General features: G+C 61.2%; 25 protein-coding genes. All 25 read right to left on the minus strand.

What is annotated here, in order from left to right; genetic code table 11:
- Window positions 1-24: 24 nt before the first annotated feature.
- A complete protein-coding gene (locus tag ISS20_RS04230; RefSeq protein ID WP_291434001.1) occupies window positions 25-1,017 on the minus strand; it encodes a methyltransferase domain-containing protein in 993 nt (330 codons plus the stop codon).
- A complete protein-coding gene (locus ISS20_RS04235) occupies window positions 1,014-1,922 on the minus strand; it encodes a hypothetical protein (RefSeq protein ID WP_291434002.1) in 909 nt (302 codons plus the stop codon). Before ISS20_RS04235 ends, ISS20_RS04230 begins: the two co-directional genes overlap by 4 nt.
- Window positions 1,904-3,124, minus strand: a complete 1,221-nt coding sequence (locus ISS20_RS04240; RefSeq protein ID WP_291434003.1) for an ABC transporter ATP-binding protein — start codon at window positions 3,122-3,124, stop codon at window positions 1,904-1,906. Before ISS20_RS04240 ends, ISS20_RS04235 begins: the two co-directional genes overlap by 19 nt.
- Before the next feature lie 3 nt (window positions 3,125-3,127).
- Entirely contained in the window at window positions 3,128-3,889 is a 762-nt protein-coding gene (locus ISS20_RS04245) for an ABC transporter permease (protein ID WP_291434005.1), read from the minus strand.
- A 59-nt stretch (window positions 3,890-3,948) separates the two neighbouring features.
- The gene (locus tag ISS20_RS04250; RefSeq protein ID WP_291434007.1) at window positions 3,949-4,869 is read right to left on the minus strand and encodes an NAD-dependent epimerase/dehydratase family protein; all 921 of its coding nucleotides are present in this window, start codon (window positions 4,867-4,869) and stop codon (window positions 3,949-3,951) included.
- Complete coding sequence (locus ISS20_RS04255) at window positions 4,869-6,092, minus strand: glycosyltransferase family 4 protein (protein WP_291434009.1); 1,224 nt, start codon at window positions 6,090-6,092, stop codon at window positions 4,869-4,871. Before ISS20_RS04255 ends, ISS20_RS04250 begins: the two co-directional genes overlap by 1 nt.
- 2 nt (window positions 6,093-6,094) lie before the next feature.
- The gene (locus ISS20_RS04260) at window positions 6,095-7,072 is read right to left on the minus strand and encodes a glycosyltransferase family 2 protein (RefSeq protein ID WP_291434011.1); all 978 of its coding nucleotides are present in this window, start codon (window positions 7,070-7,072) and stop codon (window positions 6,095-6,097) included.
- A gap of 85 nt (window positions 7,073-7,157) precedes the next feature.
- Entirely contained in the window at window positions 7,158-8,105 is a 948-nt protein-coding gene (locus ISS20_RS04265) for a peptidylprolyl isomerase (RefSeq protein WP_291434013.1), read from the minus strand.
- 15 nt (window positions 8,106-8,120) lie between these two features.
- A complete protein-coding gene (locus tag ISS20_RS04270; protein WP_291434015.1) occupies window positions 8,121-9,230 on the minus strand; it encodes a hypothetical protein in 1,110 nt (369 codons plus the stop codon).
- A 156-nt stretch (window positions 9,231-9,386) separates the two neighbouring features.
- Window positions 9,387-10,421 (minus strand): hypothetical protein, encoded by a 1,035-nt coding sequence (locus ISS20_RS04275; RefSeq protein ID WP_291434017.1) that lies wholly within the window; start codon window positions 10,419-10,421, stop codon window positions 9,387-9,389.
- Between the two features lie 189 nt (window positions 10,422-10,610).
- Complete coding sequence (locus ISS20_RS04280; RefSeq protein ID WP_291434019.1) at window positions 10,611-11,048, minus strand: hypothetical protein; 438 nt, start codon at window positions 11,046-11,048, stop codon at window positions 10,611-10,613.
- Between the two features lie 91 nt (window positions 11,049-11,139).
- Window positions 11,140-13,269: a type II secretion system secretin GspD gene (gspD, locus tag ISS20_RS04285; RefSeq protein ID WP_291434021.1), complete on the minus strand. Its 2,130-nt coding sequence runs from the start codon at window positions 13,267-13,269 to the stop codon at window positions 11,140-11,142.
- A 349-nt stretch (window positions 13,270-13,618) separates the two neighbouring features.
- Window positions 13,619-14,131, minus strand: a complete 513-nt coding sequence (locus ISS20_RS04290; protein WP_291434023.1) for a hypothetical protein — start codon at window positions 14,129-14,131, stop codon at window positions 13,619-13,621.
- Window positions 14,128-14,685, minus strand: a complete 558-nt coding sequence (gspM, locus tag ISS20_RS04295; protein ID WP_291434025.1) for a type II secretion system protein GspM — start codon at window positions 14,683-14,685, stop codon at window positions 14,128-14,130. Before gspM ends, ISS20_RS04290 begins: the two co-directional genes overlap by 4 nt.
- A complete protein-coding gene (locus ISS20_RS04300; protein WP_291434027.1) occupies window positions 14,682-15,683 on the minus strand; it encodes a PilN domain-containing protein in 1,002 nt (333 codons plus the stop codon). Before ISS20_RS04300 ends, gspM begins: the two co-directional genes overlap by 4 nt.
- The gene (locus ISS20_RS04305) at window positions 15,680-16,594 is read right to left on the minus strand and encodes a type II secretion system protein GspK (protein ID WP_291434028.1); all 915 of its coding nucleotides are present in this window, start codon (window positions 16,592-16,594) and stop codon (window positions 15,680-15,682) included. The genes ISS20_RS04300 and ISS20_RS04305 overlap by 4 nt, the downstream gene beginning before the upstream one ends.
- The gene (locus ISS20_RS04310; RefSeq protein WP_291434029.1) at window positions 16,594-17,205 is read right to left on the minus strand and encodes a prepilin-type N-terminal cleavage/methylation domain-containing protein; all 612 of its coding nucleotides are present in this window, start codon (window positions 17,203-17,205) and stop codon (window positions 16,594-16,596) included. Before ISS20_RS04310 ends, ISS20_RS04305 begins: the two co-directional genes overlap by 1 nt.
- Entirely contained in the window at window positions 17,202-17,663 is a 462-nt protein-coding gene (locus ISS20_RS04315) for a prepilin-type N-terminal cleavage/methylation domain-containing protein (protein ID WP_291434030.1), read from the minus strand. The genes ISS20_RS04310 and ISS20_RS04315 overlap by 4 nt, the downstream gene beginning before the upstream one ends.
- Window positions 17,663-18,154 carry a GspH/FimT family protein gene (locus tag ISS20_RS04320; protein WP_366827608.1) on the minus strand — a complete coding sequence of 164 codons (492 nt, stop codon included), beginning with the start codon at window positions 18,152-18,154 and terminating at the stop codon, window positions 17,663-17,665. Before ISS20_RS04320 ends, ISS20_RS04315 begins: the two co-directional genes overlap by 1 nt.
- A gap of 44 nt (window positions 18,155-18,198) precedes the next feature.
- Window positions 18,199-18,645: a type II secretion system major pseudopilin GspG gene (gspG, locus tag ISS20_RS04325; protein ID WP_291434031.1), complete on the minus strand. Its 447-nt coding sequence runs from the start codon at window positions 18,643-18,645 to the stop codon at window positions 18,199-18,201.
- Window positions 18,646-18,678: 33 nt separating this feature from the next.
- A complete protein-coding gene (locus ISS20_RS04330; RefSeq protein ID WP_291434032.1) occupies window positions 18,679-19,890 on the minus strand; it encodes a type II secretion system F family protein in 1,212 nt (403 codons plus the stop codon).
- Window positions 19,883-21,601: an ATPase, T2SS/T4P/T4SS family gene (locus ISS20_RS04335; RefSeq protein WP_291434034.1), complete on the minus strand. Its 1,719-nt coding sequence runs from the start codon at window positions 21,599-21,601 to the stop codon at window positions 19,883-19,885. Before ISS20_RS04335 ends, ISS20_RS04330 begins: the two co-directional genes overlap by 8 nt.
- A gap of 69 nt (window positions 21,602-21,670) precedes the next feature.
- Window positions 21,671-22,621, minus strand: a complete 951-nt coding sequence (locus ISS20_RS04340) for a glycosyltransferase family 2 protein (protein WP_291434036.1) — start codon at window positions 22,619-22,621, stop codon at window positions 21,671-21,673.
- A 71-nt stretch (window positions 22,622-22,692) separates the two neighbouring features.
- On the minus strand, window positions 22,693-23,886 hold the full coding sequence (locus tag ISS20_RS04345) for a DUF1972 domain-containing protein (RefSeq protein ID WP_291434038.1): 1,194 nt from the start codon (window positions 23,884-23,886) through the stop codon (window positions 22,693-22,695).
- On the minus strand, window positions 23,883-24,428 hold the full coding sequence (rfbC, locus tag ISS20_RS04350) for a dTDP-4-dehydrorhamnose 3,5-epimerase (RefSeq protein WP_291434040.1): 546 nt from the start codon (window positions 24,426-24,428) through the stop codon (window positions 23,883-23,885). Before rfbC ends, ISS20_RS04345 begins: the two co-directional genes overlap by 4 nt.
- Window positions 24,429-24,434 lie beyond the last annotated feature (6 nt).

The raw sequence follows: 24,434 nt of genomic DNA on the forward strand, positions 1-24,434 counted from the left end.
ATTTGCCCCACCATGACATTCGGCTCAGGCTCGGCCCACGAGCCGACGCAAACGTCCGAACCACACACTCTCGCGAGACTCTGCCTCGACCATTTTGGCCGCCAAGTCCGCCTCCACCACCTTCTTTTGCGCGCGCAAGATCTCCATCTCGGTGCGCAACTCATTAATTTCGAGCTGCATCTGACCGATGATTTCTTTGGCTTCAGAAAAGGCTTTCTGGTGCTCAAGTAGTGACGCGCGCTCGCGCTGATGAACCACCGTCAGGGCCTGCAAATCATCACGCAGCTTGTCTGCGATACCACGGGTCTCAATCAACTCCCAGGCCGATGCATCCACTGACGGGGTCACCACCACCATCCACTGGTACACGTCGAAGTCCTGCCAGCCAGCGAGCAGCGCCTGGCGCTGATCACCTGACAGCGAACTCCAGTACCAAGCGAACTCACTGCACTCCACCGGCACCCGGTTGGCCTCCCAGACCCTGGGCGCCCACCCGCAGTCCAGCAGCGCCTTTTCGATGCTGCGCTTGGTAAAGAACCGAACATGGGTTCTGTCCAGTTGCCCTTTGTCTGAATAATCGAAAATACCATTGCGCATCGCCGCCACCACACCTGCATAAGCAATGTTGGGGACAGAAATCACCAAGCGCCCCATGGGGGTGACAAACTCGCTCAAACGATGCAGCACATCCTCGGGTTTTCTGAGATGCTCCAACACATCGCAGGCCAGCACCGCATCGAAACGCCGACCAGCGAGCGCTTCCAACCAGTCCGTGCTGTCCAGATTCCCGGGGATGACTTCCACCCCTAACGTCTTGAGGACCTCCAAAGCCTCGGGGTCGTTTTCCACCACAGTCACCCGATGCCCGCGCGCCAACAAGACACGGGTCATGGCGCCAGGACCCGGGCCCAACTCCAAGACCGAGCCGCCATCCGGCGGAACACGACGTAAGATCCGTGCCGCCCACTCCTGCCCGTCTGGCTCGAAAGCGTAGTCGTAACGCTCAACGTTGGTCATAGATTCCCCTCCGCTCCTGATGTCGGCTGCCACATCTGATCCCATAATCCCCAATGCCACCATGCCCAGGGCCTGGCTATGACGTCCTGTTCCAGGCGTTGAACGACGGTATCAATAGCCTTCCCAGGATTGTCCGGCAGCCGCTCGACAACCACCTCCAGGTGGGCCGGGCTTCGCGAATATGTCACCGCATGCAGCAATGGAACACCCGTGGACTGAGCCAGGCGCTCTATGCCGGTGGGCAGATTCAGCGCCCCCCCTAAAAAAGGATGACCACGCAAACGACCAAACTCGGGTCGCCATGCGTCGGCCAAAATCACCCACCCCTGGCCCGCCCGCAGGCTCTCGTGCACCGGGCGCAGGCCGTCACTCGTGGTGTGCCATCTTCCCCCAGTGACCTGGGTATAGCCGCGTATCTTTCGCAGCAGAAATCGACGCTGCGCCGACTGAAGCTCTGCATTGTCAAGCACTGGCATCGTCAGGACATTGGTGGCGACCCCCACTCGGGCGAGCGCTACCGGCGCGGTCAGTATCCGATCGAAGTGATTGAGCACCAAGATGAACCCCTTGCCCTGGCGGGTCAGGCTTTTCGCATACTCAGCCCCTTGCAGATCGATAGCAGGCCCCCCCCAGCGGCCCAGACGGTGGAACGCCATGGCGTCCACCATCTCCTGGGCCAGCATGGCCAGATGAGCCTTTGCCCATTGGGCGTACTCAGCGTCCGTGGCATGCGGGAACACCCGAGCAAAAAGGCTTTCCAGCCAGCGCAATAGATGTTCACGTTCCGAGGGGGATTCGCGACCTATCCGTCTGGCCAGCCGCCATGGCAAGGTCGTGGGCACACGAGCAATAGAGGGAAATAGCAGGTCCAGAGACCAATCACGCGTCATTCCACCAATACCCATTCATGCTCGAGCCAGGTCACACCAAACTCTCGGTGTTTTTGGTTTAGCACGGTAAAGGGCTGAATCAGCTCTGCCATGTCCAGAACCTGGATGCCTGAATCATCCAGAACATACACACTCCACAGGTATTCCCCAGACAGCAAAGACAACCGAGGAAATCGCATGCGAATCCGGTGAGTGCCGACGCCCTGGAGCGGCTTCTCTTCCGCCCGGAACTGCGTACTAGTGCCAAACACATTGTCCTTGTCCGGACGGACGATGGCAAACAGCACATGAAATGGCGCATCGGCGTAAGACTCGATCACGATCTCCACTGACATATCCTGAAACGAGTCCACCTGCGCAGGATTGACCCCATCCCCGGTCTCGATGGTCAGCCCCCCGATCTTCACCAGCGCCAGCGCCGACAACGGTGCAATCGACTGTTCCGCATCGTCTTTTTTTACGATCTCATTCGACTCGACACGCAGATGCGCATACCGACGCCGTTCATGCGATTCGTAGGCAGTCACCACGTCCTCGGTCGCTCCAATAGCCTGTATCCGCCCGCCATGAATCCACGCGGCGCGTTGGCACAGGCTTCGCACCTGGTACAGATTGTGGGAACAAAAAAGGACCGTCGCACCACGTTCACGCAGCTCCAGAATGCGGTTCAGGCTCTTTTTCTGGAAATGCAGATCCCCCACAGAGAGGGCCTCATCCACGATCAATACGTCGGGATCGATGGCCGTCGCGGCAGCAAATGCCAAACGCATGAACATGCCAGATGAATAGGTCTTCACAGGGCGCTCCAGCGTCTCCTCTGTCAGCTCAGAGAAGGCTGTTGCCCGGACGATGAATTCCTCCATGGCATGCCCCTCCAACCCATGGAGGGCAGCCATGAAACGGATGTTGTCATAGCCCGACTCCTCGGGATGAAAACCGGCGCCGAGTTCCAGAAGTGCAGCCACACGCCCCTCTTGCGTCACCTGCCCGCACGTAGGCCGGATAGTGCCCGCAGCAATCTTCAGCAGGGTGCTTTTGCCTGCGCCGTTCTCGCCGATCAGCCCGAACGTCTCGCCGGACTTCACCTCAAAATCGATACCGGTCAGTGCCACATGCACCCGGTGGCGCTGGCTACGTGTCACCCACTCCCACAATCTGTCCTGAGGACGGGCATACACCATGTAGGTTTTCTCGATACCCTCAAAGCGGATAGTCATGATTTACAAGGCCTCGCCCAGCGCGGACTTCATCGAACGGAAGAACCACCACCCACCACCGCCGAGCAGCACCACCCACACCGCCAAAGCCACTGGTGTACCTGGAGGCACAGGCATATGCAGCACGGTTCCCTGCACCATCAACACCAAACAGGCCAGTGGATTGAACAAGAACCAACGATGAAACTGCTCCGGCACCTGCGACAGCGGATACACGATGGGCGTCACGTAAAACCACAGCTGCAAGCCAAAAGCCACCATGGACCCCACATCGCGCCACAGGAAATGCGCCATGCTGAGCAACAAAGCAAGACCATAGGTCAGCGCAATCTGGGCCAGCACCAAAGCAGGCAGCCATGCGAGCGACGCATAGGGCCCCACGCCCTGCACTACCGACAGCACCAGCAACAGCCCGTATCCAATGCACAGAACCAGCAGACTCCCCCCGACCGACACAGCGGGCAGAATCTCTGCAGGCATGGGTTGCTTACGCAAAAAGTCTTCATATGCGGCCAAGCACCCTACGCCTCGACCGATGGCATCAGTGAACGGAAGCCAAACAGCCAGCCCCGCCAGCAGGTGCAACAGATAGCCGTTGTTCACATCAAGCCCGGGCACCCGCACGGCGAGCACCAAGCCAAACAGCACATAGAAGATCGCCAGGGAAGCCAAGGGCTGAACAAACGCCCAGGCAAACCCTAGCACCGACCCAGCATAACGGGTCTTGAACTCCCGCACCATCCAGTACCGCCACAGAACCCACAACTGGCGCGCGCTCCTGGGAGCCGCCGAAGACACTGCTGTCACAGAGGATTCTGGGCGCGTCATGGCACCGTCCGCAGCCACTGCACAGACTTGGCCACGCCCTCCTCAAAAGCCATCGCCGGGGCCCACAGCAGTTCCTCCCGGGCACGTTGGATGTCCAGCACATTGACCGGAGGGTCAAACGGACGCGCCAGAAAAACTCTCCGGTCTATAGTCTTGCCCAACAACTGCTCCAGGGTATGGATGATGTCGTTCACACTGTGTCCCGTACCACCACCAATGTTGAAGATCCGCGTCGGCCCCTCGTGGCGCGCTGCACATACAAATGCGTGCCCCACATCGGCCGCATAAACAAAATCTCGCACCACGGAGCCATCGCCCCACACGTCTAACGGCTGACCATGCAATGCCCTGTGGGCAAAAACTGCAATCACGCCTTGCACTCCATGGGGCTGCTGCCACTCGCCATAAGGATTGCTTAGCCGCAAGATGCGGCATGGCAGGCCATGCTGCGTCTCCTCGATACGCAAATGGTGCTCAATCGCCAGTTTGGTGGCACCATAAGCTCCCATAGGCATGGTCGGGTGCGCTTCGCTCAGCGGGACAAATTGCGGCCGCCCATACACGGCTCCGCCCGACGAGGCAAACAACAGCCTGGGGCGAGCCTCCTTCTGGCGCAGCGCCTGCAACAGGCGCAGGGTGCCCACCAGGTTGGTCTGCGCGTCCTGCACTGGGTCTTCACTCGCCGTGGCGGGCACGGTGGACGAAGCCAGATGAACGATCACATCCGCACCGCCTACTCTGTCCCACCAGGAGGCCAAGTCAAAACAATCCGCTTGCACCTCACCCGCCAGCCAGGGGGCACTTCCCGGTTGCGGCAGCATCCGGTCCACCGACCACACCGCCATGCCCTCGACCGCCAAGGAGCGTCCGATGTGGCGCCCCAGGAAGCCAGCACCGCCCAGAATGGCGCAACGCATCAGGATTCACCTCGCGGTTTCTGCGCACGGGCGCGCTGCAAGCCCACTTCGAAATCACGGGCCACGGCATCCCAGGTCTGGCTTCGGGCAAACGCCTCGGCACGCTGGCTCATGGCGTGGCGCCGCGCATTGTCCTCCAGCAAGACACACACAGCGTCTGCAAGCTTTTCGGGCGATGACTCCGCCAGCATCACCACATCATCGTTGAGCAGCCACTCCACGTTGGCCCCCCTGTTGGACACCACGGCACAGCCGCTTGACATCAGCTCCAGAGGAAGCAGCGATGCATTGGTGAGCGACAGCACCAGCGCGGCATCGCACTGGCTGTAGAGGTCAGGCAGATCGTCCAGCGCCAACGTGCCGCAATTCAGGTGCGGAAACGGAATGTGGTAGCCCGCCGTGTCCCAGCCCGCCAGCACAAACTGCACATCGGGCAAACGCTCCCAGACGGCATTCAGCACCAGCAGGCCCAGTTCAAACGCACGCCGGGGCGTAGGAGGGCGGGCATAGAAGAACACCCTGCGGATTTCCGGCTCGCGCCGGGGCAGGCGGCGGTAACGCTCCAGCTCCACACCAAAACCCACCGGATGGGTGGTCATGCCGTATTCCTGCGCCAGCTTCTGCGCCAGCCAGCCACCAGCCGTGATGCCAAAGAATCCGAAATGGTAGGTGTTCTCGGCCAGCACCGACTCTGACCCCGCCGGGTAAAAATGGGGCTCGTAGTCCTGCACGAAATACAGTTTGTGCTGGGCGCCCGCGAATGCCCGCACGGCATAGGCCGTGTCCCAGCCCGTGGCCAGGGCAAACTCGCAAGGAGGCAGTTGGTCCAGCCCCAGCAGCACCTCGGCCTGCAATGGGAAAAAATGCTCGCGTATTTCGTCACGCGCCTCGTCTGCGTTCTGGTGCATGACGGGCTTGCCGATCACGATGGTGGACGTGTAGCCCATCTGCTCCAGATGCCAGATCGTGCGGAAAATATTGAGATGCCCTCCCGAGCCCAGGTTGAAATCGGGGATAAACCACAGAAGGGTTCCCACCCTGGCCTCGCCCGGCAAGGCATGCAGCGCATAAGGCAGTGCAAAGTCGTAATGCCGGAAAACATCGACATACCGGCCGGGCCCCTGGCGCAGGCGGCGTACCACGGCACGCAGGGCAGGGACCACCCCTTCCTTGCGCACCATCTCCTTCACGCGCCAGATTTTCTTCTTGAGGTTCAATGCCATGGTCAGGCTGCCCCTGCACGCTGCAATTGCTCATCGCGCGACACCGAGCGCAACAGCCAGGCGGGCAGACGGTCATGGCGCGTGCCCAGGTACTGCCCCACCACACGAGCCAGCTCAATGCACGCCATGTACCCTGCATTCTTGAACAATCGCCACCCGCGCAAGCCACCGCTGCGCAACCACGCAAGATCCCGCTTGGCCAAATGCGCGGCCGACCGCAGTGCCTGGGGCAGGTGATCCTGGATGCGGTAGCCAAAATAGAGGTTGAATGATCGCGCCTCGTCAAAATTGCGTTGCAACGTTTCCCACACGCCGAAATCGTGCGAGTGGTACACCACCGCATCGGGAACAAAGGCTTTGGCATGGCCCGCCTCAATGGCGCGCAAGGCCCAGGTCTGATCTTCGGCAAAAGCCACTTCGGGCAAGGGCAACTGCGCCCATACCGAACGACGGATACACGAGTTGTTGCTGGAAAAGAAATGCAACCACTGCCGATAACCGGGGTCGGCAGCAAAACGGGCGCGGTCTTCCAGGCGCACCACCGATAGCTTGTCGCCAAAACCGGCAAAGTGCTGGTTCAGCTCGCAGTGCGTGACGTGGCGGGCGTGGGGATGAGCCCGATGCGGGCCGAAAGCTCCCGCAATTGCAGGATCAGAATCGCAGCCATGCACCATGTTGGCCAACCATTGCGGGCTGGCGGGCCGTGCGTCCTGTGTGATAAATACCAGAAACTCACCAGCAGCCATCGACGCCAGAAAGTTACGTGTTCGCCCGTGGCCGAACTCCGCTGCGGGAATGGTCTCAACGCGCACGCCATAGTGGCGCGCCAACTCGACGGAGCCATCCGACGAGCCAGAGTCCACCACGATCACTTCAAAGGGCCACGGTGCCTGCTGGGCCAGCACTGCCTCCAGCACATCGCCCAGTAAGGGCCCGCCATTTTTGACTGGTATTAATACAGACGCTCGAATATCAGCCATGCGATGCAACAGCAAGTCCTAAAGAAGGCAAACCTGGGAGTCTAACAAAAGCGCCTAAAGGGACCTACCCGACGCAGCCTGGCAGCTATTGCTGCGGTTTCGCATCAACCTTGTCGTCTGGTTTGCCGTCCGCCTTATCCGCGGCAATGCTGTTGGCCCCGGTCGTAAATTCACGGATAGCTGCGCGGTCAATTTCCACCCCATAACGCTTGAACAGATCAGTGCGGATCCTGATTTGCGCCTCCTGACGACAATGACTCGCGGCACGGCTAACGGCGAAGGACTTTGACTCATCCCACGACAGTTGGCGAGCCTCGCGCTTCTGCAGCACTGAGAACAGGTACACGTAATCGCCCTCCTGCACCGGCCCCAACATCTCACCCGCCTTCACCGTCTGCAGAGCGCGCATGAGAGTGTGATCACCATCCAGCGTTAACCAACCCAAGTCACCCTGAGTATCCAGCGAATACTCCCCTTGCGCACGCATGGCCACAAGGGCAAACTTCCTCTGCCCCTGAGCCACAGCTCGGGCTTGATCCTGCAACCAAGCCATGGCAGAGCCACCGCCGATTTCGGTCGCAGCTGGAAGAATGATACGTTCGACGCGCGCCTGTGGCGGCAACACAAAAGCTTCCGGATGGGCGTCGTAGTACTGACGCGCCTCCTGTTCACTGGCGGGGGGTTCGCACGCAGGTGCCTGATTTTTATAGACCGACAGCCCGTACACATCATCAAAACGCTGAAGTACACCGTCTGCCAGCTTGCGTGGGAGCTTCAGGCGTTCACCCTCCAGCACAAGCACACGGGTCATGACCATTTCCTGCACCGTACCCTCTACCCCCCAGGCGTTGCGCGCAATCTGGCGAAGGTCGATACGACGCCCCAGGTAATCTGACAGATCCTGTCCGCTCACCACTTCGCCATTCGCCAAGCGAGCCAGGGGTTTGTCCATCAAGGCTGAAGACTGAGCCCACGCCGATATCAACGTCATTCCCACCAAAGCGAAGACAATATTTCGAATTTTCACTCTCATTTCTTTTAATCCTGTTCAAGGCATGTTGGGTTGCGCCTGCTCCCACAGAGGCCCATAAATAATTTCGACACCCATTTTTTTGGGCAGAGCAGCAGAGTTGTAGACCACCAGATCCTGCACTCCGTCCACATCTGCATCCACCAACTGCAAACCCGTGGCAAAACCGTCCACTGGCAACCAGCGTGTCTCCAGCACAGCGCCGTCACCCGCCAGACGCTGGAAGTACAAGCGCGAATCCGCAGCCCAAATCACCAGGTCGTCAGCCAACGGCAACACACTCACGGTCCCCAAAAGAGGCGCGGCAATCCACTGAAGTTCCCCGCTGTCCATGTCAAAGCGCAGGTTGCGGCCACCCGTTTCCAAAGCTACATACAGCCAGCGGCCTGAGGGGGATGGGCGGGTCTGCCGCGGGACGATACGCACCTCCCCCGGCACTGCCACCAAGTTGCGCGCCACCCCAAGAAGATCCCCTTCCGGCACAAACACCACCCGCTTCTCATCCAGGCACGCTGTCACCACCCCCCCATAAGGAGCACCGGGAGCACGATGCACACGAACCGGGTGCCACGGCGCCTCGCACCAAAGTGCGCGTTGCACCCGCGTGGCGTCGGGTTGGTCGGGCGCGTAATCCACCCAAACCACCTCCTTGCCGCTATAGGGCGTGGCCAGCAGGCGGAAACGCCCTTCGGACCCTTGCACCAACACCACATCCCGTGGCGATATCCCAATAGGTATCTGCTGGAGCAGCTGCAAACGCCCCTGCACGACCCGGAACACATCCAGACTGAAACTGCCCTCCACTGCGGCAACCACCAAATCATCGGCAAGCCAGATTGCCCCGTCCGGGTGATAGGCGACGGGCTGCCTATCCAGAAGGCGCGCTTGGCGCCCTTGCACCTCGTAAAGCACTACCGTGCTCTTTTCATGCTCCACAGCTACCAGCCGGCAGCCCTCCTTGCCACAGCGCAACTGCCCCCCCCAAGCCAATGGCACGTCAATTCCCGTACGCGCCGCCGACTGCTGCACTTGCGGCCGAGCCTTGTCAGAGCCAACGCCAAGCTGCCTCCCTTGGGACAAACCAGTGGGGGCCTGGCAAGCCGCGAGCAACAACGAGGTGGCAACCACTGCAGCCACCTGAAAAGGACGTCCAAATGTCATTCTAGAATTCCTATTTTTGACACACCAAAACAAATAGCGCCCAAAGGCGCTATTTGTTTTAGGGGTGGCATCACACCACCCTTAGTTATGCGTAAAGATGCGGACAAGCCGCATCCTCATGCATTAACGGTGTGCGCCCAGCAGGGTTTGCACAGCGCCAAAGGCGGGAGCAATGATCGTGGAGTAAGCAACCACGTCACCACCGATAGCGGCGATAGGACCTTCAACCGAAGCGGTAGCTACAGGCGCATCCGAAGGCAGAACGGATGGGTTCCACTCGATGAAACCATCGGTGAACGCAGCAGGGCGGCCAGAGATGGATTCTGGGTCAAACCACGACAGTTCGTTTTCAGCCAGAACGAAGTTCACAGACTGACGGTTTTGGGCGTTGTCATAGATGTTGACAGTGTGGGTACCCTTGTGGTTACCAGTGGACCACACGGTGATGCGGGTGTCGTTACCACCAGCTGCGCCATCGATGAAGTAACGCAGCGACAGTTGCGTCGTGTTAGCGCGACCAAACGCATTGACATTCACGCCAGCAGCAGCAGGAATGAGAGCGGGTTCAGGCGAAGTAATCGCAGCACCACCAGCACCACCCAGCACGGCAGCAGCACCAGCCACGCGCTGCAGGCTGAAGGGACCCATCGTGGTCAGGTTAGTACCGCCAGCCAACACCAGAGGACCATCGATCACGGGCGTGTAGGCCACGCTCTTGCCAGCCACGTCCACGTAGAACGCGTTGCCAGCGATTTGAGCGGTAGCAGCCACAGGAGCCAAGGTTTGGGTTGCGCCCGTGCAAACGTTAGCAGCGGTAGCACCGCCAGCAGGAATACCCACAGCAAACACCAAGTAACCACGCTTGTTTTCCATGCCAACGCCGGAAACCGCAGCCCAGTTGAAACCGGTGTATTGCTTGGCGGTCATACCAAAGCAGCCGTCCACGCCGTGGTTGGAATTCTGGTCAAAGAACGTCCAAAACACTGGGATCGTACCAGTGGACTGGTTCACGATACCAACAGCGGTCGTGTTAGCAGCACCGTTGTGGATCACGTTAGGAACCACGAAACCGTTAGAGAACGAACCAACGGTATAAGCCTGAGCCACACCACCCGTCAGCGCAGCTGCCGCAACGGCTGCCAGAGCAAATTTTTTCATCTTAAATGTCCTTAGAAAAAAGAAGGAAGCTTCCCACCCTTGCGGGCTGTGCAACCCATCCGTCAAACCGTTTGGGCTGCAGGTATCTTAGCCCGTGAACACTCCGTTTTCAATCCTTGCATCACTTTCATTTCGTTCACCCTTGTTTTGTTGCACCAAACCAACATGAAATACCATGACTGGAGAACCTTAAAGCAGGCTCTTGCGGTCCGCGTGATACCACAGCCCATCTAGCCGCACCCATTCATCTTTCAAAACCACCTCCTGGCTGTTCAGGCGCAGCAGCGGCACCGAGTAGGTGACCTTGACGTTGACAATGGCTCGATCGCCTTCCAGCGAGTGCACGTCCTGCACCTGCACGGTTTCATAAAGAATGCCTTCACGCTTAAGGTAAGCCTGCAGAGTCCAGCCGGGCTTCTTAGACACCTCTTCAAACTTCCAAGAGGTGATTGAGTCGTTGTCTTGCACCGACTTCCAGAACTCCTGGGCTCGCTGCAACAGAACCTCGCGGTCTTTGGCGGGCGACGGGCCGCTGGCGCAACCCACCAGCCCGGCCGCCAGAACTGCAATGGCAGGCGCTGCCAAGTAGCTCAGCACGCGACGGCGTTGAAACATAGGCAATTTCATGCATATTCTCCTAGAAAATTGGGGCAAACAAAGCACTCGCCCCCTGTACGTAGTGGCTATCTACTAGATTGTGGTCGCTGCAGCGCTGGGCTCAGCGTTGCAGGGGGGTTTGCGCTGGCAGTGCCGCGGGCACGGGTACCCCACGGTCCAGGGACGGCGCCGACTGCAAGGACATGCTGCGCATGCGCTGACGCATCTCGGCGCTGGCGCTGCGCAGAGCATCATCGTCTTCTAGCGCGCGGGGCGTCATCAACACCAGCAGTTCGGTGCGGTTGTTGTTGTTGGTGGTGTTGCCAAACAGGGCACCCACCACTGGGATGCTGGAGAGCAGGGGCACCCCACTACGGCCGGTGGTGTCGTTTTCACGGATCAAGCCCCCTAACACGATGGGCTCGCCGGAGCGCACGGCCACTCGGGTCTGGATCTGGCGCGTGAGGAACGCCCGCTGGCCCGTGGCGGTATCCAGGTCGCCCACATCGGTCACCTGCTGTGAAATGTCCAGGGTGATCAAGCCTCCCGCATTGACCGAGGGCGTGACGGACAGCATCACGCCCGTGTCTTTGTAGACAATGGATTCAGTCACCAGATTGCCAGTGGTGACTGAAGTGGAGCTCTTGATAGGCTGTTGTTGACCCACCTGGATGGTGGCGTTGTGGTTGTTCAACACCAGCACCGAGGGGCTGGACAGCAGGCGCACCTGGGATTTTTCGGCCAGGGCATTGAGCGTGGCGCGCACGACCCCCGCCTTGTTGAGAATGGTGTAGGAGAAGCCGGGCTGCTTGGGTCCAATGTCCCCCGTTTTGTTGAGGTTTAGCAGCGCCTGCCCCTCCCGGCCGCCCGAGAGGCTGTTTTGTACAAACCATTCCACCCCATATTGGAGGTTGCCCGTGAGGCTGACTTCCACAATGCTGGCTTCGATCAGCACCTGGGACGGCGCCTTGTCCAGCTCGCGCAGCGCCTGCTCGATGCGGCGGTACTCGGTGCGCGGGGCTCGGATGAGCAGGGCATTGCGCTTTTCATCGGCCACCACACGCACATTGCCGTCCAGCTGGCTGGCGGACGTGAGCGAGGTGTTGTTGGGCGAGGCCTTGTTAATGTTGTTTGCCATGGCCTGGAAGCTTGAGCCACCCGCAGAGCCCGTACCGGTGCTGGAGCCCCCCCCTACGCTGCCGCCCCCAAAGGGGTTGGTGCTGCCTGTGCTGCCAGAGCCAAAACCGCCGCTACCCGCGCCCGCACCCTGGGTGAATTGCGTCGGAGCGGAGCCGCCCGCTACGCCGCCGCCCGACTTGGCCTGCGAGGACTGACCGCCAAACAGACCGTTGAGCATTTCTGCCAGTTGCAAGGCCGAGCCGTTTTGCACGGGGTAGACAAACAGGCTGGCCTCCAGCGTGTCGGTGGGGCGGTCTAGACGCCGCACCCAGGTTTCGACCTGGGTCAGCAGGTGAGCGCGGGGGGTGACCACCACCAGGGCGTTGAGCCGTTCAACCGGAAATACACGGATGAGCCCGCCCAGAGGGCCGGTCGCCTGCGCCGATGCAGCACCCGCCGCAGCGCTACCGCTGGCACCAGGGGCCGCGCCCGCGGGCGCTGCAGGGCTGGCGCCGCCATAGGGGTCAGCGGATTTATCCGATCCCAGCATGGCCTGCAATGCGTCACGCACGACATTGACGTTGGCGTTTTCCAGTACGAACACCCCCAGCGACATGCCGGAGAGGAAGTCCACGTCAAAGGCTTCCACCATCTCCAGCCATCCGCCCAATTGGGCCTTGCTGCCCTGCAGCACGAGCAGGTTGCGCATGCTGTCCACGTAGACGATGGCTTCCTTCGGAGAGATGGGAGCCAGGATCTTGGCCATTTCGGCGGCCGCGATGTGATTCAGCGGCACAATGACCGTGCCCGAGCCCGACAGATCCTTTAAATTGGAAGCGCCGACTACCGGCCGCGCACCCAGGGTGACCGTGCGCTTGGTGACGTGATACACACCTGCGTTATCACGGACGATAGCCAGATCGTGGGGCAAGAGGACTGCGTCCAGCACATCAAGCACCTGGCTGCGCAGCAGCGGCTGGCGAGTGTGCAAGCTCACCACCGCGTCACCACCAGCGTCAATGGTGTAGTTGAGCTTGAGCAGATCGCCCAGCAATGCTGTAGCCAGATTGGCCACAGTAACATTCTCGAAGTTCAAGGCGACCTTGTCGCCCTGAGCCAAAACGGGGTCCACGCGTGGCGCAATGCTGCGCTTGAAGAGCCCGTCGTCTCCAGGGAACAACCTGGAGCCTGTTTCTTTCCGTTTGGTATCAGGCTCTTTTGGCGCCCCTATGGCAGTCGCGGGCTGGGTTTCGGCCACAGCGGACACCGGCGCTGGCGCTTCGCCCTTGCCGGCTGGGGCCATGCCAGTTGTTGCAGCATCCTGCACCGCTGAAGAAGGCACGTGCAGGGGTGCCGCACCTGAAGCGGGACCATTCTGTGTGTTGGCACAGCCTGCGGCTAGCAACGCCAGCAAAAGAATGGAAGGCCGAATGTTCATAAGATGTAACTCCACAATGTTGGGGGGCACTACGGTGGCTGATCTACTGGCTTGCCGCAGGGTTGCGCGCACGATCAGCCACGGGGCCCAGTTTTACGGGCGCTGCTGCCAGGCTTCCCGCCTCCAGTGGCCGCTCCACCTGCCCCTCGTCCGCCGAGGCAAAAACAGCCTTGCGGCCGTCAAACGACACAATGCGCCAGGGCTGCGTAACCGCCGTGATCTTGAGGGTGCTGCCATCCGCACGCTGCAAAATGGCCACACGCTCCCCGCCCGACTCCAGCACCGCCGTCAGCCGCGACTGGGTCAACTCACGCGCCACACTGCCCTTCTTGTCGTCCACATCCAGAGGTCGACGCGACACCCAGAACACCGGGCGCTCCAACGCCTGCCTGGCACGCATAGAAGCAGTCTGCGGGATGGGCTCCACCTTGGGCAGGTCGGGCCGACGCGCCTCCGGAGGTGCCCAGCGGTCTTTTTCGGCCTGCCACCAATAGGCGCTGGCAACCAGGGCAACAGCGGTCAGGACAGGGCCAAGATACCAAGGCTTGAGCATCATGGGGTGGCCTTTTCTGGCGCAAGGGGCGCCTCCAACTGCAAGGCCAGACGCCCAGCTTGCGGCCCAGCGCCCGAGCTGCCGCCTTCGCGAGTGATGCTAGCCGTGCGCACCCAAAACGGCGGACGGTGCATTTGCAGGCTCTCCATGAAAACTACTAGCTTGGACCAGTCACCCGTAACTGTGGCCGTGAGGCGTATGCGCGCCAGCTTACCGTCCACACCCGGCTCCAGGGCAATCTGGGAGGACACCAGGGTACTGCCTGAGGCCACGATCATCTGGCGCAACTTCTGCTGCACATCGTTCTGTGCGGTCTCTCCCGCGGGATGAAGCCATGGAGCCACTGTGCCGCTTGCTGTGCTTAGCAGGGTTTCTATGTCTGCTCCCGCGTTCACCACGCCCTCCAGCCTCTCACTGCGAGGTTCCAGCTGTTGCAATGCGTTGTCATAGCGTGTCCACATAGCCTGGTACACCAACGCAGCACAAACAAGTCCGCCAAAGAACAACAACATCACAACGACCACCGAGTGGCGCAACCACGGATTCATCGGTTTCATGGCTTTGCTCCTTCGCCGCGCCAGCGCATCTCGAAGGTGAAACGCTCCTTGTTCGACTGGCCATCACGCACATTGGCTCCCGTGGCACGCACGTCAGCCAGCGAGGCATGGCGCCCCAACTGCCCAATGAGCTCAGGCGCATTGGACGTCAAACCCGTGATGCGGATCTCGGAGCCATTGATTTCAATACGATCGAGCCAGGCATCCGCCGGCAAGGCCGCCGAAAGGACGTCGACCACACTGGCGAGCGGCAAATCCGTGCCAACGCTCTTACGCAACTCCTCGGCAATGTCGGCCTGGCGGCGTAGCTCATCCATCTTCTGGCGAAGGGGCGCTGCCTTGGGCACCAGCATGTTGACATGCTCGACCGCCCTCACCACCGCCTGGCGCTTCAACACCAGAGGCATCACTGCAGAAAGGGATAGCGCCACCAGCAGCAGCAAGAGCAGCACCCAGGCGCCACCATCCATCCACCGCTGGCGGCCGCTCTGCTTCCGCCAAGCCACATTGCGCACCGGTACAGCGCACCCCTGACGCACCAGAAACATTGGGGCGCCTTCGCCCAGTCGGTACTTGGTCAGCAGTTGGTCGCGCTCGCTGCGCCTGCACACTCCCCACTGAACGGACCAACCCCCATTGTTATTCGGCTCGGCCTTCCAAGCAGCGACAATCTGGTCCGGCGGGAGAGGGGATACACGCCAGAGCGCCTCATCCACAGCGTCGCTCAAAGCTTTGCGTGGCATCGTGGGAAGTTGCACCGTGCCCCAGAGGCATTCAGATTCGGGCACTAACAACCCCACAGCCTTACGGCTGCCGCGAAGCTTGCGCAAGCGCCCTCCGAGCACCGACCAACACTCCCCGTCGGGTGCTACAACAACGCTCGCGCTGGCGGGCCAAGCACCATGTTCCAGCAACAACCGCTTAAGGTCACCAAAGCCCCAAACAAGGCGGTCAAGCGTGGCTTGCACACGAAGAGATAGCTGCCCCTGACTTGTCATGGCTTGAATTCCTGTTCCGGCTTGGTAAAGCGGCGTGTTGGCTCAACCGAGCGCGTTGTCCAAGGTGTCAGTGCGTCCGGACGTTCGCTGAGGTCAATCCACACCTCGCGCTGCCACCAGCGGTCGCCCTCGGCCTGAGCAAATGCCCGCAAACGCACGGTCTGCCCCCCTGATGAGCGAGCAGGCGTGAAGAACTCGGCAGCTGCTCCCGAAAGAAGCACACCAGCCCGCATTTCCGGTGGAGATTTGTGAATACGCGCACCAAGACCCTGCTGGCCCGTCAGGGCGTCGATCAGCGCAGGGGGAGCGGAATCGATTTCGATGCGTTGCTGCCCGTTGGTACCCAAATGGGGCGCGATTATCTCATAGAGCCCCGCAGTCATTCCCAGCACCGACTTCAGGTCGGACAGGTCTTCCAGCGCCGCATTGCGGGGCATGGAGGGCCAACCAGCTGCGCGGTACTGCGCCGCTTCAGCCCCCCCCACACCGCCGGGGGTATCGTCGGGGTCGATGTAGTCCCTCACACGCGAGACAAGGATAGCCGCCTCACCCGGCGAGAGTCCTCCCGCCCTTTGGAAAAGCGCCTGGAGCAGAGCCTCACTGGCGACGTTCACGTCCACCAGCCCCCCAGATGGAGTGATCTCCACCCATGTGTCGGTTTGACCCAAAGACAAGCGCTTAATCTGGTATTGACTGTCCTTGCCCCTGTCCAACAGCAGGCGCTGGGCGGTCAACTGTATCGCTGCATCCAGAACGGATTCCGCTCGCAGGCGCTCCAGATCAAGCGCTGTCCGCTGGATTTGTTGCCGCACCCCTTGCGCACCCGCCAGCACCACCAACGACAGCGCCGCCACCAACCAGAGCACCATGATGAGCGCCGCTCCCCGAGCATTGCGTAACGACCAGACCATCACCGGGCCCTCGCCAAAGTAAACACCAGGGGCGGCCAGACGCCGCGTTCGTCGGCGATTTCGACCCGAACCCTGGCGGGATACCCCGATCTGGACGCGTCCCACTGCTGCGCCCATTCGCCCGTGCGGCCATCTTGGTAGTACCACTGCAAAGCACGCACATCCCGCAGCAGCGTCTCACGGAGGGCCTTGCTCCAATCTAGGGCCATGAGCGCGCCGTCGTAGGGAACGGCCTCTACGGAAAGATCGACACGGCCACTGTCATGGCGCAGAGGGTTCATGCGAAACACATAAAGCCCACCCGCATCACCGCGCTCCGGCAAGGGCGCCACCCAAATGACGCCCGCAGCGTTGCCACTGAAGAAATTGACAAAAGTATTCCCATCACGCCGGCTGAGCAGCCGCAATGTATCGAATTTGCGTCCAAGCCACTGACTGACCACCAGCATGTGCTCGGAACGATCCATCACGCGCTGATTGCGCTCCTCAGAACGGCCGATTACGCCGAAGCCCGCAAACATCAGAGCAACCACCGCCGCAGTGACAGCCAGTGCAATCAGTAACTCCAGCAGAGTGAAGCCGTGCGACCGGCTTTGGAGAACACGACTCATGGCTCGGACCGGTAAGGCTTCCAGGTGGTCCAGGTCATGACCATCGGACCGTCTTTGCCACGCGTGACTTCGACAGTGAACTTGGCGGCACGCAACGGTGCACCTGGCGCGGGCCGCCCATCCTCTTCACGCAAGGGGATCTGCTCCGCCTGCATCTGGACATGCCAGTGCCAAACCCCTGCAACGCCGCTTGGTTGGCGCTCAGCCTCTTCGGCAAACGTGCTGCTGGCCAGCACCGAGCGGGCCACCAGTGCCGCCTCGATCCGTGACTCGACATCCACCACGCCTTTGGAGCTTTGCCCCACCGTTCGATAGAGGCTGGCAAGCGCAATGGAGGCAATGGACATGGCGACGAGCGCCTCCAGCAGGCTGAAACCCTGCTGGCGCTGCCCATGGAAAGCCTGTCTGCAACTGCCGAAATGAGGGGCCAGGCAGCGCAGCAGGCGACGCAGCCCCATCATGATGGGGCCACGGCGGCGTCTTGCTCGACCGTGCCTAGCAACCAGTTCACCCGAAATGCCACGCCCTGCCCTCCCCGCAACACCGCCAAACGCCCTCCCTGCGCTCCGCCATCGGCATTGAACACAAAGACCGGAACACCCGGCCCGGACGCCACCCCGGCACTGCGCGCAATGGCGTCCCATTGGACCAACAACGCAGCGGGGATGTCGAGGTATAGCCGCCCATCGATCAGGAGCTTGCGAATTTCGGGCTGGTAAGTGACAACCACAGACCGCCCCTCCCGCACGCTGAGTGCCCGCGCCTGCTGAAGCTGGCTGGCAACATCGCGCACGGTCTGGTGATAGCGGGATCGCTCCATGAACGATTGCCCCCCCACCCCGACCACCGACACCGCAATAGCAGCCACAACCAGTACTACCAGCAGCTCCAACAAGGTGAACCCTTGACTCGCGGGGCCTGTAGGGTGCGCCCGAAAACGCCCCATCATGCGATGCTTGTCACTGAATAGCCATCCTGTGCTGCAAATGCTCTTCAGTTGTAGACATCGGCGTTCTCGCCGTCGCCGCCAGGCTTTCCGTCCGCCCCTAGGGAAAACACATCTGGCCCCCCATGACGGCCGGGGTTCTTGTACAGGTAGGCAGCACCCCAGGGGTCGGTAGGCAGTCCCTTTTTCAGATAGGGTGCCGTCCACCCCTGGGCAGTGGCAGGCCGCTCAACCAAAGCCCGCAAGCCTTCCGCATCGGTGGGATAGCGCCCGACATCCAGCTTAAAGAGATCCAGGCTTTGTTCGATCTCGGAAATCTGGACCCGGGCCGTCTTGGACTTTGCACCACCGAGCTGGTCGAGCACCTTGGGGCCAACCAAACCAGCGAGCAGCGTCAGGATCACCAGCACCACCAACAATTCGATCAGGGTGAACCCCGAGGAACGACGGATTTTCAAAGCACTTCCATTACTGCAAATTTTTGTAATATTCATGACGAACTTTCTCAGACAATCAAATATTCAATATCAAATAGTGTCATTGATGGATAACACACCACCCAGAATGGCAATAATAATGAAAGCCACCAGCGCCCCCAACACGATGATAATCAATGGTTCCATGGCCGCCAGTACGCGCCCCATGGTCCGCCGACCTTCATCTTCATAACGGTCTGCCAAGCCAAGCAAGGTAATATCAAGCTGCCCGGTTTCTTCAGCAACACGAATCAGCTGCGGCGTGCTGGATTTGCCCAGATAGGGAGAAACAAAACCTGTGGACAGCCGTTTGCCAGCCTTCACCAATCCCACCAGCGGCTCAATGTCCTTGCGCAAAGCGGTATTGGTCAACGTATCTATCGCGATTCGCAGGGCGTCGACCATGGGCACGCCGCGCTGCAACAGGATGCCAAAGGTTCGAAAGTAGACCGCGAACTGCAGGTTGCGCAGGACCTTCCCAAACAGGGGGATGTCCAGCAGCAGGCTGTCAAGACGCAACCGCCCGTCCGCAGACGCAGTCCAGCGCGAGCCCAGAAACAGCATCACCGTCACGCCAGAAAGAAGAGCCATCCAGTGCGAACGGATCATGTCGCTCAGGTCCACAACGAGGCGCGTCGAATACGGCAACTTGTCGCCCATCGAGTCGAAAATCTCCCGGAACTGTGGCACGACGAACGCCAACAGCAGTATCACGGAGAGCACCGCCACCACTAGCAGGATGACGGGATATGTCATGGAAGAGATGACGTAATTGCGTAGCTTATCGTCAGCCTCCAGTTGAACCGTCAGCTCCTTGAGCACCACGTGCAGCGAGCCCGATGTTTCCCCGGCACGGATCAGCACCAGGTACTGGCGGCCAAGGTCGCTCTCGAACGGAAGCAGGGACTGGTAGAGCGACTTGCCGCCCCGCACGCCTTCTTCCACCTTGGAGATAAAGACCTGCAAACGGGCCGTGTCGGCCGTCTCCTTGAGCATGGCCAGCGCCTTGTCGAGCGGCATGTTCGCCTGCTTCAAGTGCGCCATTTCACGGCTGAACAGCAGGATGTCGGCTCGCTTGAGTCGGACGCCGCCGCGGCCCCGTGGCACATCCTGGGACGACTCTCCGCCTGCGCCAGCGATGCGCACGGGCGTCACGCCCTGGCCGATCAGGCGCAACCTCGCAGTTTCTTCATTCGGCGCGCGGATGGACCCCTGGCAGGCCTTGCCGTCTGCCATCACACCATCGTATTGAAAATCAATCATTTTGACGAGCGACGCGCAACACTTCCTCTGCAGTTGTCAAACCCTTGAAGACCTTGGTGGCTCCATCGTTCAACAAGTTCCCCCCGGCGTAGGCGCCAACGTCGCCGCCAAGGGAAGAGCCTCGCTCCAGCACGACCTTCTTGACCTCGTCGGTCAGGACCAGCAGCTCATGGATGGCCACCCGCCCCCGATAGCCCGTACCACGGCATGCGGAGCACCCCACGGCTCTGTACAGCGTCTGCCCTTCGGGCGCTGCCATGCCGAGGGAGGCTGCAGCGGCTTGCGCCTGGTCGGGCGTCAGCGGCACCTTGCACTCGCCGCACAGCTTCCGCACCAGGCGCTGCGCCAGCACACCCACGACAGAGGCGGTGATGAGGTAGGGCTCCACGCCCATGTTGATGAGGCGAACAATAGCGCCCAGGGCGCTGTTGGTGTGCAGCGTGGAGAGGACCAGGTGACCTGTCAGTGCGGCCTGCACGGCGATTTCGGCGGTTTCCCCGTCGCGCATTTCACCAATCATGATGACGTCTGGATCCTGGCGCAGGAAGGAGCGCAGCACTTTGGCGAAGGTAAGGCCAATTTGTGGCTGCACCTGCACCTGGTTGAGCCACTGGAGGCGGTATTCCACCGGGTCTTCTACGGTCAGGATCTTGAGGTTCTCTCCCTCCAGCTCCTGCATCGACGCATACAGTGTGGTGGATTTTCCGGACCCCGTCGGACCCGTCACCAGAAAGATGCCGTGCGGCACGCTCAGCATCTGGCGCATGGCCCTGAGCGTGGGCGGCGTGAAGTTCAGGCTCTCCAGCGAGAGCAGATCGAAGTTCTTCTCCAACAGCCGCATAACCACCGATTCGCCGAACATGGTAGGAATGGTGGAGACCCGTGCATCCATCTCCTTGCCGTGCACCCGCAGCTTCGTGCGGCCGTCCTGAGGCATACGGCGCTCGGCGATGTCCAGCTGCGACAGAATCTTGATGCGTGACACGACCGCAGGCGCGTCCTTGTTGTCGATCTCGTCGATGGGAAAAATCTCCCCGTCAACGCGGATGCGCACCACCGACTTTTCTTCGTAAGTCTCGATGTGGATGTCCGATGCCTGCGCTGCCACGGCCTGCGCCAGGATATGGCTCACTCGCTGGATGATGGGCGCCTCGGACGCCATGTCGCGCAGGTGCTCGATGAACTCCGACGCCTCCGGCCGGTCGCCACTGCCTTCGTCATCCTGCGACGCATCCTGCAAATACCACTCGCTCAACTGGCTAGATATTTCCGATTCGAGTCCGAAAACGATGCGCGGTACGTCACCGAATACCAGCCGAAGCGCGCTCTGGAGCTGAGGGTCTCGGGGATCCACCGACGCGAAGTCGGGTGGCGAGCCCTCGTCCTCGGCGTCGCCTAGTGGCAACAGGTTGTGGGCCAGCAGGAAGCTGGTGTTCAGACGCGATGTCGTCGGCTTGTCCTTGGGAAACGCCTCCTGGCGCACCAAAGGGAGCCCCGCCTGGCGGGAAAGGGCGGAATACACATCAGCCTCGGACACCAACCCGAGGCTGATGATTAGCCGGCCAAGGCGCCCACCCATGGAGCGCTGGACCTCCAGCGCCCGGTCAAGGTCGTTGCGGGTGAGCTTCTGGTCGGCCAGCAGCATTTCCCCCAGCTTAGGCGCGGCGGCTTCAACGCTTTCCATATCGATTGTTTCAGCCGAAGATTTCATTACCAACGCCTTTGCACGTTTGCGAACCAGATACACTGGAATTTTTAATATCCACCCGGCAGAGTGTTGCTAAAACCAAAGCAAACAGCGGCTCAGCCGGTCCAGCTCGGGACCGAAATAATAATGGCGGTAGCGTGCGAGCCTCGCCCACAAAGGCCGGGATCTCCAAGACAGATATTCTGACACGTAGCCCTCGTCGCCCCCTTGCAGGTGCAGCCGCTGCCGCAAGGCCTCCGCCTGCAGCCGGGTGGCACGCCCCAGCATTCGAACCCTCTGCACCACGCCGCGGCCATCGGTGAGCATGCGCAGCAACCGGGTCTTCAGTCCACGGTCCTTGGCGCCAAGTTGGTTTGCGCCATGCTGGCGGTACAGGATCAGGGGTTGGTCGATGAAAGACCTGCGCCCGCTGCCACTGATCAAGGCGCACCACCAGTCGTGCATGATGGTTTCGGCGGGCAGCGGCAGGGCCTGCGCCAGCAGTGCCCGGTTGACCATCATTGTGCAGCCCGTTACCTGGTTCACGCTCAGCAGCGACAGCTGCGAGCAACCGGCAGGGTCCATCCTCTGATACCGGGCGAAGGACGGGGACAGCACCGCCAGGAATTCATCTACGACCGTGAGATCCGAATGGACCAGGCAGGGCACCGCGTGTGCGTCGCCGCCTTCGATACGCGCCATCTCGCGCAGCTGCGAGGCCATCTTTTCAGGCAGCCAGACATCGTCCTGATCGGCAAAGACCGCCCACCGTGCAAGGCCGTCGTTCAGGCTGGCCTGCATGAGGTTTTCGAAGTTGCGGACCACCCCCCTCCCGGCATCGGGGTTGGGCACCAGAACCAGCCGCTCGCCCAGCCGGGCTTCATACCGCCGCAGGATCGCAAGGGTTTCGTCCGATGACCCATCATCGCTCACGAGGATGCGCCACGAGGTGTGGGTCTGGGCCAGTATCGAGTCGAGCTGCTGCGCGAGGTACCGGGACCCGTTGTAGGTGGCCAGCAGCACATCAACCAGCACCGACTCCATGGAGGACGTCAGCGAAGTCACGGGCGCGGCACCCCTAGGCCCTGCAAGCGTGGACGCATCGGAATCGGCACTCACGGTGTGGCCGCTCCGGCAGGACGGCGGGGCTGGCACTCGGCACGCATAAGGGCTTCATAGGCATCTGTGATGCCCTCCCACGTGTAGTGTTTCGCGACGATGTCACGTGCACGCCGGGCACGCTGGGGCTGCAAGGCCGCTCCCTCCCTCACCACGCGGTCAAGGCTCTGGGCCAGCTGCTGCGGGGTGCTGAAATACTCGGCCGCATCGCGCGCCACCTCGCGGTTATAGGGGTTGTCATGCGCAACCACCCAGTTGCCGCAGGCCAGCGCCTCCAGCAGCGATGGGTTGGTGCCGCCTACCGAGTGCCCGTGCAGGTAGCACGCGGCATGCACGCGCAGACTGTTGAGCTGCGCCGCGTCGTAAATACCGCCCACGAAGCGCACCCTGTCGCTGGCCATCGCCTTCAGTTGCTGCTGGTAGGCCGTGCCACCCGACACATCGCCCACCACCACCAAAGGCCAGTCGCCACCATGCAGCACGTGGCCCTGCACGATCTCCAGGATGTGGTTCTCCGGCTCGGGCCGCGCCACGACCAGCATATAGCGATGGGCCAGCAGCCCCCAAGCCGCCAACAGCGAAGGATCTGTCTGGTCCGCGTGGACCAGCTCCGCGCCATAGGCAATGAAGCTGCTCGGCGCGCCACTGGGGTACGTCTGCCGGAACCTCAGCGCTATGGCATCGGCATCCGCGATGAGGCGGGTGGCCACCTTGGACGCAACCCACTCCATGCAGCGCAGATACGTGCGCGCGCCCCAGCCCCATTTGCTGCGGGCCCACTCGAGGCCATCCACGTTGATCCAGACCGGCACGCCGAAGACGCGCGGCCACCAGCAGGCCCACGCCGCCCCGTAGCCCAGCATGTAGACCAGGTCATACCCGCGGCGCGCGTCCCACAGGCACGCGCTGTCGTAGGCCAGCACCGAAGCCGCCCCCCAACGGGGCCGGCGCCGGGAACGGACCCGCACGCCCTGATACACAGTATCTGCAACCGGCTGGTCGCCACACTCTGCATAGACCGTGACCTCGTGCCCACGCGCGGCCAGACGGGTGGCGAGCTGCTCGGCAAAGGTCTCGAAGCCTCCGTAGCTCGCGGGAATGCCCCGCGCGCCCAGCAAGGCTACTCGTAATGCAGTCCTGGGGGCCTCAGGCACCAGCGCATCGGGCGCATGCGCCGCCAGGGGGATCAAAGGTCCGCCTCGGCCAGCCAGCGCCCCGCCTGGTCCTTGGCCGACAGCTGGATGGCTACATCCAGGGATGGCCAGGCGATCGCCAACTGGGGATCGTCCCAGCGGATGCATCGCTCGTACTCGGGGCTGTAGTAGTCGGTGGTCTTGTAGAGAAAATCTGCCGATTCAGACAACACCAGAAAACCATGAGCGAGACCGGGCGGTACCCACAGCTGCCGGTGGTTGTCTTCCGTCAGCAATATGCCCACCCACTGCCCAAACGTGGGGGAGTCCTTGCGGATGTCCACGGCCACGTCGAACACGGCGCCCCGCACCACCCGCACCAGCTTGCCCTGGGCCCGGGGCGGCAGTTGGTAGTGCAGGCCGCGCAGCACGCCCTGGGTGCTACGGCTATGGTTGTCCTGCACGAACGCGGCCTGCACGCCAGTGGCCTCGCGAAAGGCCTTCTCGTTGAAACTCTCGTAGAAAAAGCCGCGGCTGTCACCGAACACCTTGGGTTCGATCAGCACCACGTCTGAAATAGCTTGCCGTATTGCTTGCATGGAAGA

Source organism: Acidovorax sp. (assembly GCF_016783915.1).
Lineage (GTDB): Bacteria > Pseudomonadota > Gammaproteobacteria > Burkholderiales > Burkholderiaceae_C > Acidovorax.